The following is a 12,081-nucleotide window of genomic DNA, read 5'->3' as shown; positions in this document are numbered from 1 at the left end:
ACAGAAAGTCTATGAGTTTGAGTGAATTTGCTGAAAAGGTGGTCAAGACGCTGGCATTCCATGCGCGGCGAACGCGTCGCGCCTTGCGCCGGATGCGTTGGCAGCTTTCGCCGCGCCCGGCGGAACGCCCCATCATCGTGATCGGTTGCTCCCGGGCCGGGACCACGCTGGTCTACAAAACGCTGTCCGAGTCGCGTGAGATCGGCAGTCTGCAACGCGAGACCCATGATTACTGGACGGACCTGCACCCTCTGGCCGACAAGGACTGGAACACGCACGCGCTCGATGCGACGGATGCCAGCGCAGCCGAACGGGACGACGTCAGTCGCTACTTCTACAGCTGGACCGGCCAGCATCGCTGGGTCGACAAGAACAACCAGAACGGACTGTGCGTCGCGTATCTGCGGGCACTGTTTCCCGACGCCGTATTCGTTTTCGTCAAGCGCAGCCCGGGCGACAACCTCAATTCGCTGATCGAAGGCTGGCGCAAGCCCGACGAATTCGCCACCTGGTCGAATGACCTGCCGGCACGCGTGGGTGTGGAGGGCGGGCAATTGACGCAATGGTGTTTCTTTCTTTCCGAGGGCTGGCGCCATTACGTGAACGCACCGGTCGAAGAGGTCGCCGCCTTTCAGTATGCCGCGGTCAACCGGGCCATCCTCGATGCCAAGGCCGGCATTCCTGCTGGACAGTGGGTCGAGGTGTTCTACGAGGATTTCCTGCGCGACCCGGTCGCCACCTTCCGCCAGGTATTCGAAGGCTGCGGCCTGGCCTTCGATGCGCATCTGCAGGCGCACTGCGCCGAGGTGCTCGACATTCCCTACAACGCGTTTTCCGAAATCCGCCTGGACAAATGGAAGGATGGCCGCAACCGGGACAAGATCGAACGGGTGTTGCCGCAGGTGGTTGACGTGGCGGCGGAGATGGGGTATCGATGACCATACTGGCGCTGCTCCTGGCGATGGTGATGCTGCTATGGGCAGGAGTGCTGCTGGCATTCGCCGGTCCGCTCGTCGCACGCTGGCGCGAACCGGTGCTGCGTCATCCCGTGCTTATCGTCGAAAGCGACGACTGGGGCGCAGGGCCATTGTCTCAGGCGGATGCATTGATCCGCCTGTCGGGCCTGTTGCAGCGCATACGCGACCGCAACGGCCGTCCGGCCGTCATGACGCTGGGGATCGTACTGGAGGTGCCAGATGGGGCTCGCATCGCAGCGAGCCGTTTTACGGAATATCACGCTTTGACGCTCGCTGACGAGCGTTTCGAGGCGGTGCGTATGGCAATGCAGGCAGGCATCGAGGCCGGGGTGTTTGCACCGCAGTTGCATGGCCAGTGCCACTACTGGCCGCCGGCCCTGCTGGCCACGGCCCGAAACGAAGCGGCCGTGCGCGACTGGCTTGCCGCACCGGAACCTGCCGCGACCGAGGCGCTGCCGTCCGCCTTGCAGAGCCGCTGGGTCGATGCCTCGGATCTGCCCTCGCGCGCACTGCCGACCGTGGCGATCGAGCAAGCCGTTGCCGTGGAGACGGCAACGTATCGGGCTGTTCTGGGCCGGTTGCCGCAAGTGGCGGTCGCCACGACGTTCATCTGGAGCGAAGCCGTCGAGGCGGCGTGGGCGCGGTCGGGAATCGATGTCGTCGTCACGCCCGGCCAGCGCGCCACGTGCCGGGATGCCGCGGGCCGGCCAGGATGCGTGGATGCGTCGATGTTGTCCGGCGAGCGCTCACGGGCCGGGCAAACCTATCTGGTGCGCGATGTGTATTTCGAGCCGACCCTGGGCCATGCGCCGCAACGGCTGGCGGATGGACTCAAGACGCGCACCCGGCAGGGACGGGCTTGCCTGGTGGAAACCCATCGTTTCAATTTCCTGCAGGCAGCGGATGGCAGCCTTGCGGCACTCGAAGCGGGATTGAATGCGGCCTTGGCCGCCTGCCCACNNGTGCGCTTTCTCACCCCGCTCGAACTGGCACACGCGATCGAAAAACGGGATCCGGCCTGGATCGAAGGCCGGTTGCGCCGTCGCCTTGCCGTCTGGCGCGTCCGGCTGGACGAGGTGCCGCGCTTTCGCCGGATGGCCCACCTAAGCGGCCTGGCACTGCCGCTGGCCTGGCTTGGACGTTCGGCATGAGCCCGCGTTTCTCGGTCATCATTCCCGCATTCAACGCAGCCGACACCCTGGCGCGCGCCATCGAGTCGGTGCGTGCGCAAAGCTGGCCGGTACATGAAATCATCGTGGTGGATGACGGCTCGACCGATGCCACGGCCGATGTCGCGCGCCGGTTCGGCGAGGCGGTGCGGTTGATCCGGCAGCCCAACAGCGGCGTGTCGGTGGCGCGCAACGCGGGTGCCGCCGTCGCCACGGGCGATTGGCTGGCGTTTCTCGACGCCGACGACTGGTATGCACCCGGTCGTGTCGGGCTCCATGCGGCATGGATTGCCGAGGACGCGACGCTGGATTGCCTGACGGGCGACTACGAGTATCGCGATACGGATGGAAAGCTGCTTGGCACGTCGATGGCGCAGCACGAATCGGGACGCCTGATGCTGGCCAAGGCTGCCGGAGCGGTGCGTGTGGTCATGGACGCACCCGCAGAAATCGCGGCCTTCGTGGCCGATCATTTCGGCGACACGCACACGCTGTCGGTTCCACGTGCCCGGTTCATCGAACTGGGCGGTTACCCAACCGGATTCAAGGTCTGCGAGGATGTCCATTTTCTGACCCGGCTGGTGGCCAATAGTCATCGTATCGGCGTAATCTGCGAAAGCCTCGGCGTGTACGTGATACATGGCGGCAGCGCCACGCGCCGCAATCCGGTGGCAGCGCAGCGTGAAAATGTGCGCACGCTGTCCGATCTGATGCGGCTGGCCGAACGTTTCCCGACACCGGTCAGGCAGGGGTGGCGGGCCGGATATATGGCGCGCGCTACAACCTCGGCTGTGCTTTGAGCAAGAGCGGGCAGCGTATCGCGGCCGTCCGGGCCGTGTTGCCGCTGCTGGCTGCGCGCCCCGGCTGGCAGAGCCTGCGTGCTGTGCTGTCGATGCTGACCGGTTGAGTATGCCGGCTTTGCCGGGCCCCGCTAGGTACATGGCCGGCATGGAGAATAGCCGGATGGAAGGTTTGTCTGGTCTGAACGAGGCCCCTGGGTGACATGGATAGGGTATGCAGATCACCGCTGTAATCACGACTCACGATCGCCCCGAATTGCTCCGTGAGGCTATTGCCAGTGTCGAGGCGCAGCGCTTCGACGAATGGGATGTCATCGTGGTGGACGATGGGTCCCGTCCCGCGGTGACGTTCGATGCCCGGCAGAAAGAATTGGCAGGACGCATCAGGCTGCTGCGGAACGAGGTAGCGCAAGGACCCTCGGAAGCCCGCAATACAGGAATGCGGACGGCGACTGGCGAAGTGATTTTCTTTCTCGACGACGACGATTTGCTCGGTGTCGATGCGTTGGCGCAGATCGATGCGGCTTTCCGGGATGATGCGAACCTGAATTGTCTGTTTGTGAATGTGGAACCTTTCGGCAGCGATGCCGAGGGTACCCGACACAATCAGACGCAGGCAGTGACGCGTGTACTCGCTACGATGGGCGAGCGCCTGGAGGGAACCGAAGGCGTGTTGCGCCTGCATTCCGACCTGTTGTTCGGCGCATTGCTCGAGCGTATCCCGATGGCGTTTCAGCGGGTGGCGATCAAACAGGCCCAATTGCAGAAAGTCGGGTTCTACAGCGGAAAAGGGTTCGAGGACCTGGAATGGTATTACCGGGTGGCACTTCGCTGTACGTGTGGCCTGCTCGTGACGCCCAGCTATCGTGTGCGATGCGAGGGGCAGAGTTATTTCAGCCGGCCGGAGGAAAAGCAACGCCTCATCGACACCATCATCCATATTCGCAAAGGACTTCTGAACCTGGACGAGGTCGCCGCCACGCCCCTGCTCAAGCGATTGACGACGGCTTCCCTGGCAAACGCCCATTTCAACAAGGCCTATTACGCGTACCAGAATCACCAGGCTTTTCCCTGGCGCAATNTTTTCGACTCAACAGTCAGCGGGCTGTACTGGCACCACTTCAGCCTGGCAGGGAAAGTACTGAAGAATCGCATTCGTCAAGCGATAACGCGACAGCATTGATGCGGGTTGTGAAGATTGTTCTCGGCAGCGTGCAAGGTGGAAAGGGTCCAGGTTGCGGCATAAATCGCCTGATTCCGGGCAGGGCCGTTATCATTCGGGCATGCTGCATTGACATGTCCAATTCCGCAGAAATTTCAAAACCGACAAATAACCGCTGCAGGCACCGATGATGCTATACGGCCTGTTCCGCTTCCCCACCATGACTCGTCTGCTTGTCCTCACCGAACTCTTTCTCCCGACCAAGGGCGGTACAGCCGTGTGGGCCGCCGAGGTGTACCGGCGTCTCGGCGGCAAGGAAATCCATATCGTCACTGCCGATGTGGCCGGCGCGGCGGCTGTGGACGCGACGCATCCCAATACCATTCATCGTCTGAGCCTCAGGCGTGTGGCCTGGCTGCGTCCCGAGTCGCTCGCGATGTATGCCCGTNTTNTCCTCCGGTCGCTGCGGTTGGCGTTTACGCACCGCTTCGAGGCCGTGCATGCCTTCCGCGCGCTGCCGGAAGGGCTGGTGGCATGGNGGGTGGCGCGCTTGACGTTCAGGCCGGTGGCCATCTATGCCCATGGCGAAGAACTCACCAGCTGGGGGAACGGCCGGAAATTCAAGGCGATGCGGTTCGCCCTGCGTCATGCCGACCGGGTCATTGCCAACAGCGACCATACGCGTGACACCTTGCGGGGCATGGGCGTCGACCCGGCGCGCATCACGCTCATCTATCCCGGTGTCGACGTCTCGGTATTCCGGCCGGGCCTGGATACCACCGGTTTGCGTGAGCNNCTGGGGATCGGCACGGACGAGAAACTGCTGTTCTCGGTCGGCAGGCTGTCGCGTCGCAAGGGTTTCGACCAGATGATCCGGGCCGTGNGGAAACTGCATGCCGAAGGGATGCCGCTGCGCTATGTCATTGGCGGGATAGGCGAGGATGCCGACTATCTTGACGGCCTGATCCATGACCTCGGCCTGACGGGCGTGGTCCATCGCATTGGCCCGGTCAGGGAAGCGGATCTGCCTCGCTGGCAGAATGCCTGCGATATATTTGCCATGCCCAACCGCGAGATCAACGGCGACAATGAAGGCTTTGGCATGGTCTTCATCGAAGCGGCTGCCTGCGGCAAACCGAGCCTGGCAGGCCTGGCCGGCGGGACGGGATCGGCGGTCCTGCATGGCGAGACGGGGCTGCGGGTGGATGGCACGTCGGTCGATGCCGTGGCAGATGGCTTGCGCAGCCTGCTGACGCAGCCGGACTTGACTCGTGCCTGGGGCCAGCGCGCATTGCAGCGGGTGGAACGCGAATTCTCCTGGGAGCGGGTGGCAGAGAAAACCCGCCAACTGAACATGACAACAACCCGGTCCTGAGCCGCATCCATGACAGATACCGTATCCCCTTGGCCCGTCGCCGTTTTTGCCCATAACGAAGCGCGCAACATCATCGCCTGCCTTGACAGCCTGCAGGCCGCCGCGACCCACCCGCTCGCCTGCCATGTGCTGGCCAATGCCTGCACTGACCGGACCGAAACGCTGGTACGCGAATACGCGGCCGACCACCCCAATGTCCACCTCGTGTCGATCGCACTGGGAGACAAGGCCAACGCCTGGAACGTGTTCGTGCATGAGATTGCTGTGTGTACGGAGACCCCCTGTNTTTTCATCGATGGTGACGTGCGGGCGGTGGCCGGCTCGCTCGATGCCATGGCGCAGGCACTGGCGCAGCATCCCCAGGCAAACGGCGTGTCGGCATTGCCGCAAAGCGGCCGCGGTGTTGCCGCGTTCCAGCGCGACATGCTCAGGGATAATGGTGTGGCGGGCAATTTATACGGCTTGCGTGGAAGCTTCGTGGAACGCATCCGCGCCCAGGCCATCAAAATGCCTGTCGGCACCATCGGCGAAGATGCGCTGATGGGCGCGATGCTGAAATGGGATTTGCAGNGGGACACCCGCTGGGACAACGGCCGGGTGGTCGTGGTCCGTGAGGCTGGGTTTGAATTCGACTCGGTGTCGCCCTGGTTGCCGCGCGAATGGAAAAAATACTTTCGGCGGCGCGTGCGCTACAGCGTGCGGGGATATCAGAACAAGATGCTGGGACGGGCCATCCAGCCCGCAGGGTTCACTGCATTGCCGTTTCATGTGCGCGACCTGTATCCCCTCTATCCGGAGGTGCTCAGGCTGGATTGGCGCGGATTGAACACCCTGTTTGACTGGCTGGCCATTCGGGAGATACGGTCGGCATGACGGAATCGAGATGACTGAGAAAGGACGTGTGATGAAAACACTCACCAAACTAGGACTAGTCCTTGCCTGCGTGGTCACGTCGTGGCCCGTTGCAGCGGGCTGGGCGCCCAATAAAATGGAATTGGCGACACTTCCGGCATATTGCACTGCCAAATTCAATGAAGAAACTAACCCTGGGCCTGCGAAGATGTGGCGTGATTCCATGGGGAGTGGTTTTATCCATATTCATCACTACTGCGCCGGACTCAATTTTGTGAACCGGGCACGCGGCATGGGATCGGCTAACAAGGATCGGCAAGGTACCCTGGAGGCGGCGCTGCGTAACTTCGATTACATGCTGACCAATGCGCCTGCGGATNTTTCCCTGCGCCCCGAAATCCTCATGAATCGCGGCATTGCCCTGTCGATGATGAAGCGGACGGGCGAAGCGGTCGGGGATCTGATGAAAGCGATCGAGGCGGATCCGAAACAGCCCCGCGCCTACATGACGTTGGCAGACCTGTACAGCCAGCAGAAGAATCGCGCCAAGGCTCTGGAGACCGTCACGGAGGGCTTGCGGCACAATCCCGACACCAGANGCCTGCAACGGCGCTACACCGAACTGGGTGGCAAGCTGCCGTACCCAGCCCCCGTCGAGCCTGTACCGGTTGCCGTTCAGGCGGACACGGCCGCCGCGCCGACTGCAGAACCCGGTTCCACGCCACCCGTCGAGTCGTCTGACAGCGCACCGCCGCCTCCAGCCGAGACGCCTGCAGCGCCGCCCAAAATCGGCTCGCCGACCAATCCCTACTGCCGCTTCTGCCCGGATTGATCAGGGGCGGGCGCGCTGACGCGACGCCTGGACGAAGGCCTGCAACCGGGCCCATAAATCCGCCTTCAGCTGTGGATGGTGCGCCGACACGTCGTGCTGGCAAGCGGGGTCGGTTTCCAGGTCGAACAGGCTGAGCACATGGCCTGTCTCAAGTGGCTGGTAAACCAGTTTCCAGCGGCCGCTTCGGATCATGCGATCCTTGGCGTCGAGGATGGCGTTGCAGTATTCGGACTTGATTGCCAGGGCGCCGCTGGCGCGATCCGGCACCTCCATCAGTTCCAGCAGGTTGGGATAGCGCAGGTGCGCATCCGGCAGGCCGGGAATATGCGCGATCCAGATGCCGGTTTCATTGAAGGCGTCGAGTTCGGGGCAGTTGCCGTCCAGCTCCATGCAGCCTGAGAGCGACACGCCGTCCACGCTGGCGACGGGCGGTGCGCCGACGAGTTCAAGTAGCGTGGGTGCAAGGTCGATCGAGCGCACTACCTGCTCCACCGCGCCGCGAGCCGGCCGGCCGGGTGCGCGGATGACGAGCGGAATGCGCGGGCTGAAATCACCGACGGCGGAATTGCCCTGTCCCCAGGTGTCGTGCTCGAAGAATTCCATGCCGTGGTCGGAGTAGACGACGATGATCGTATTGTCGGCCAGGCCACAGACATCCAGGTGCGCCAGCATCTTGCCGACTTCGTCGTCGAACTCCGCCACGCAGCCGTCGTACAAGTCGATGATCTGGTCGAGATCGAATTCCTCACGGGGNGCGCCTTGGCGNCGGATGATCTCGAATGGGTCCGTGAGCCGGGCCATCGCGAATTTTGACTCGCCGGCATAGCTCGGGTCGGCGAAGCGTGTATACCACGGCCACTCCGAGGCAAAGGGCGGGTGTGTGGTGGAGTAGAACACATTGAGGAAGAACGGCTGTGCGTTTTCCGCAAGGCGCGACACCAGATGCCGGGCGCGTTTGCCGAGTGGCTGCGTGAGTGGTACCCCGCCGAGATAGTACACCTCGGGCAGGAGCAACCGCCCCAGCCGGTTATGGACGAACAGGGAAACAAACAACCGTAGATCTTTGGGACCCTGACGGATGAGGTATTTCAGGTTCCACTGGTCTTCCGGCAGATCGGTGTAGTCGAAGCCGAAGGAGAATTTCCCCATGTCGGCACCGCACCAGTCCGAGATCACCGCGGTACGATAGCCGGCCTGTTTCAGCCACACGGGCAGGGCATCCACGTTCAGTCGCGTGGTCTTGTGGTCCGCATAGTTATCGCGGATGCCGTGGGTGTGGGGCCAGGTGCCGGTCAGCATGGAGATCAGACTCGGCGCCGTGCGCGCGCACGGCACATAGCAATTGGCGAAGAGTGCGCCGCGCTCGCCCAATCGGTCGATATGGGGCGTCAGCATGCGGCGATATCCCAGCGCGCCCAAGCGGTCGGCGCGCAGCGTATCGGATCCGATCATGAGGATGTTGGGCTGCGAATCCGACGTGCGCGCAGAACGCTTGCGCGGCGCGCGCGCCTCGGATTGCCAGCCGGCCCACACGATCGTCCCGGCAAAGAACAGCGTGGCCGCCCACAGGGCCATCAAGGTGGCCATGCGGTTTTCCTTCGCCAACTGCCAGGAGGCGGCCATGAACAATAGCCCGATCAGGACGATCCCCAGAGTCTGCAACCGGGCGATGCGCGCCGGCGTCATGGCATGCCAGAGTCGATAGAGCCGGCTCATGCGGTAATGCATCGACGCCGCCAGCAGTCCGGGATTGAAACGCAGCTTGCGGATGAATTGCAGCCCGAAACCGCCGAGGATGCCGAGCAGCGCGGCGATGGCGGCCAGCCATGCCGACCAGCCGGTGCCCGTCGCCGTGGCAAGCATGAAATAGAGCAGCACGCCGGCTCCNCCGGTGAAAAGCATGAGCGCAAAAGCCCAGGCCGTCAGGCGTGCCAGCGAAAACAGCGTATAGCGGCGGTAATGCTTGAGTACCTCGTCGCGAATACGGGGGCCGGTATGCGAAAAATCGAGCAGCGATTTGGCGAGCAGGGCGGCTGTGCCGATTCCGGCCACGCCCAGGGCGGGAAGCAGGCCGGTCCAGCGCGCCTGGCCGCTGGCGAACCAGGCGATCAGGCCGCAGACGGCGGTGACCAAGGCCAGCGATTCGGTGAGCACGATGCCGCGATCGGGCGGGAGTTCCAGGTTCTTGCTGCGATGTCCCGACTCGCGGCAGCCCTGAATCTCGCCCAGGGCTGCCGCGGTGCGCACCCAGTAAAAACGCCGCTTGGCCCATGACAGACTGAATACGCTGTGGGCGCCATACTCGGCCAGCTTGCGCCACATGTACAAGGGAACCGAACCGTTGCCACGGAGGCGAGCGGTCGAGCGGGTTCGCTGATAGCTNTTNTTCAGGAGATAGCCGAGCCGAAGCCGTTCCGTGTCGACATAGTGGTACTGCACGATGGCCGGCGCATATTGACAGTGCTCGCCGCGCGCCAGGGCACGCAATACGTATTCGCTGTCCTCGCCACCGCCGAGATCGTGCCCGTGCGGCCCCAGCTCGGTGGAAAACTGGCCGGCCAATTCAAACACGTGTCGGCGCACGACCAGATTGCCGCCGCCTGGTATCGGGCCGGCCTCGGCCGTGACGGCCCGAGGCGTATCGCCCTGGTCGTAGCGCGGAACCGGCAGCGGATAGATGCGGTAGGGGCCGTCGTCGTGCACCCAGGCAGGCTCGCTGCCATCCCAATCCGGCAAGATCCTTCCGCAGTACAGGCCAGCCTCCGGCCANGCCGCAGCGGCCTGTTCGATGGCTGTCAAATAGTTCTCGTCCACCCGGTGGTCGTCATCCACCAGGGCAATGAGTTCGGTTTCGATGGTCGGGATGGCGGCATTCAGCGCATGGGATTTCCCGGGTGTGGGTACGTCGAGCACCTGCAGCGGCAAACTGTTTTCGGTCGCCTGGCGAGCCTGGTACGCCTGCATCTGCGCCACGGTATCGTCACTGCAGGCATTGGCCGCCACCAGGATGTGCACGGGCATGGCGGGGCGGCGCGCCCGGTTGAGCGACGCCAGGGTTTTNTGCAGCAGATCCGCCCGGTTGTGGGTGCAGATGAGGATGGTGAGCGCGGTCACGCGAGTGCCCGTCGGGTACGTTTCCAGAAACGGGTCAGCACCTTGTTATGCAGACGGTAGGCGGCTTTCACGGCGAGCGCAGGCGGTGTGCCCGGCGTGACCAGATCGTAGCCGAACTCGCGCAAGGTCTTGCCTGCCACGCTTTCGAAGGCCCTGATCTGGGCTGGCGTCATCTTGCTGCGCCATTTTCCCGCGTTGTCGGCTTTCAGGGGCTCATGCACCAGCGGGGTCTTGCCCGGGTCGTCCACCGACGTGATGGCAAACAGCTCGGCCGAGTAGGGTTCGCCCAGGAACGTGCAAATCCGCTGCATGCTGTCTTCGGGGTGCGTGAGCAAGTCCTCGTAGCGCAGTTCCATGTATTGCTGGGGCGGCAATTGGCTGCCCAGTGCGCGGCCTTTCTCCACATAGCTTTCCCAGTATTCCGCCGCGAAATATGTGTTGTACACGGAGAAATCGTGCTGTCTGCCGAACAGCGACAGGGCGACATCGCGTCCGTCGCGGATCAGGTGCACGATCTGGGCATCGGGAAACCACTCGAGCAGTTTGGGGAGATGCATCACGTAATAGGGCGTCTTGTCGCCCCATCTGGACTTTCCTTCGCCCCGCGCATTTTTCTCGAACAGCCCCGATATGATCGCCGGCATCGTGTACCGGCCTTCGGTATGAAGTTCTCGGGCCAACCGGTCGACATCGAATTTCAAGCCATGCAGATCGGTCTCCAGAAAGTCCCGGCTTTGCTCATGCATGGCTTGCAGCACGCGCCGGATATTGTCCGCCTGGCGGAGATCGCCAAAACTTTTCAGATTGCGGTACAGCGGAATGAAGAAATGCGATTCCCCGGTGGGGAGCGAAATGTGCGGGTGATTGCGCAGCCGGTACTGCAGCATGGTGGTGCCGGAGCGCGGCGCCCCGACGATGAAGATCGGGCCTTGCTGACGTGATGGGGGCGAGAAAGACGAGGTCACGTGGAGGTTCCAGTCAAACGAACGTATCTGAATAGAGCGTGGGGCATGAGGCCATATCGCGGGAAAACGGAACGGATGCGCCAGTGCTGCCGCTGCACCCAGCGGTTTCGCTGCACCGCCTTGCGCCAGGTATTCGCGTCATGCCTGGAGGCCAGCCGGCTCAATGTGTGCAATCGCACATCGGGTTGCTGGCGGAGCCATCGAAACAGACCCGAGAGTTGCTCGAGCGTCAACGGTGCGTCGGTACTCCCCGACTCCTGGAAATCGTAATGGTGCATGACAGCCACGATGGCCAGATCGCCGTGCGGGTGGCGTCGCGCTTCGGCGAGCGCCGGACGGAGTTCGGTGAGCTGACAGGTGCGCGGAAGCTCGGTGAGACGGCCGGATTCGACCGATCCGTGTTCACTGCCCGCCGAGAGGTAGAGGAAACCCTGCTCGGAAAGCACGGCAGCGGTGATGGGGTCGAAGGTATTGAACGGCGGAACGAATCCTGGGATCGCACAACCAAATACCTGTTCAAGCGTCGCTCGGCCGGCTACGATTTTCTTCATTTGTTCCGCCTGATCAAGACCGGCGAATTCGGAAGGAAGACTGGCCTCGGCTTGACAGGGTTCATGGCTGAACCCGTGCTGGGCGATTTCCATCCTGCCGGATTGCCGTGCCTCGACGAGATGGGGCACATCGCTGGCCGACAAGGCGTGCTGTCCGGCATGCGGAATGACCGCAAAGGTGGCGCAGACATCGTGCATGGCCATGGCATGCAATATTCCGTGCTCGAGCGCATGGTCGCTGACCGCGGATGGATCATCGAAGCGAATGGCGGCGTCGATCATGG

Annotated in this window: 10 protein-coding genes; 7 read left to right on the top strand and 3 right to left on the bottom strand. The window is 62.9% G+C overall.

From position 1 onward, the window contains the following. The first annotated feature begins 11 nt into the window (after positions 1–11). The 7 genes from HZY77_RS09530 to HZY77_RS09500 all read left to right on the top strand — a co-directional run bounded on the left by HZY77_RS09530 (position 12) and on the right by HZY77_RS09500 (position 7,167). The gene (locus HZY77_RS09530; RefSeq protein ID WP_296814082.1) at positions 12–938 is read left to right on the top strand and encodes a sulfotransferase; all 927 of its coding nucleotides are present in this window, start codon (positions 12–14) and stop codon (positions 936–938) included. Further along, on the top strand, positions 935–2,128 hold the full coding sequence (locus HZY77_RS09525; RefSeq protein WP_296814081.1) for a hypothetical protein: 1,194 nt from the start codon (positions 935–937) through the stop codon (positions 2,126–2,128). Before HZY77_RS09530 ends, HZY77_RS09525 begins: the two co-directional genes overlap by 4 nt. Continuing rightward, positions 2,125–2,946 (top strand): glycosyltransferase, encoded by an 822-nt coding sequence (locus HZY77_RS09520; protein WP_296814080.1) that lies wholly within the window; start codon positions 2,125–2,127, stop codon positions 2,944–2,946. The genes HZY77_RS09525 and HZY77_RS09520 overlap by 4 nt, the downstream gene beginning before the upstream one ends. Before the next feature lie 214 nt (positions 2,947–3,160). Continuing rightward, positions 3,161–4,129, top strand: a complete 969-nt coding sequence (locus HZY77_RS09515) for a glycosyltransferase (RefSeq protein ID WP_296814079.1) — start codon at positions 3,161–3,163, stop codon at positions 4,127–4,129. 166 nt (positions 4,130–4,295) lie between these two features. Continuing rightward, entirely contained in the window at positions 4,296–5,483 is a 1,188-nt protein-coding gene (locus HZY77_RS09510) for a glycosyltransferase family 4 protein (RefSeq protein WP_296814077.1), read from the top strand. A 9-nt stretch (positions 5,484–5,492) separates the two neighbouring features. Continuing rightward, the gene (locus HZY77_RS09505; protein WP_296814076.1) at positions 5,493–6,356 is read left to right on the top strand and encodes a glycosyltransferase family A protein; all 864 of its coding nucleotides are present in this window, start codon (positions 5,493–5,495) and stop codon (positions 6,354–6,356) included. 31 nt (positions 6,357–6,387) lie between these two features. Further along, positions 6,388–7,167, top strand: coding sequence for a tetratricopeptide repeat protein (locus HZY77_RS09500; protein ID WP_296814074.1), 780 nt, complete (start codon positions 6,388–6,390; stop codon positions 7,165–7,167). On the opposite strand, the gene HZY77_RS09495 is transcribed toward HZY77_RS09500, so the two are convergent. Genes HZY77_RS09495 through HZY77_RS09485 form a run of 3 tightly spaced genes read right to left on the bottom strand, consistent with a single transcriptional unit; the run spans position 7,168 to position 12,079 of the window. Beyond that, a complete protein-coding gene (locus HZY77_RS09495) occupies positions 7,168–10,281 on the bottom strand; it encodes a sulfatase-like hydrolase/transferase (protein WP_296814072.1) in 3,114 nt (1,037 codons plus the stop codon). Then, positions 10,278–11,246, bottom strand: coding sequence for a sulfotransferase (locus HZY77_RS09490; protein ID WP_296814071.1), 969 nt, complete (start codon positions 11,244–11,246; stop codon positions 10,278–10,280). Before HZY77_RS09490 ends, HZY77_RS09495 begins: the two co-directional genes overlap by 4 nt. Next, complete coding sequence (locus HZY77_RS09485; RefSeq protein ID WP_296814069.1) at positions 11,243–12,079, bottom strand: DUF2334 domain-containing protein; 837 nt, start codon at positions 12,077–12,079, stop codon at positions 11,243–11,245. The genes HZY77_RS09490 and HZY77_RS09485 overlap by 4 nt, the downstream gene beginning before the upstream one ends. Positions 12,080–12,081 lie beyond the last annotated feature (2 nt).

This window comes from Thiobacillus sp., assembly GCF_013693775.1.
Lineage (GTDB): Bacteria > Pseudomonadota > Gammaproteobacteria > Burkholderiales > Thiobacillaceae > Thiobacillus.
This window is presented reverse-complemented; position numbering and strand designations above follow the sequence as displayed.

What these genes read in the sequence shown, in the direction of transcription:
- HZY77_RS09520 (WP_296814080.1), top strand. Translation starts at nt 2,125, where the DNA reads ATGAGCCCGCGTTTCTCGGTCATCATTCCCGCATTCAACGCAGCCGAC.
- HZY77_RS09485 (WP_296814069.1), bottom strand. Translation starts at nt 12,079, where the DNA reads ATGATCGACGCCGCCATTCGCTTCGATGATCCATCCGCGGTCAGCGAC.
- HZY77_RS09530 (WP_296814082.1), top strand. Translation starts at nt 12, where the DNA reads ATGAGTTTGAGTGAATTTGCTGAAAAGGTGGTCAAGACGCTGGCATTC.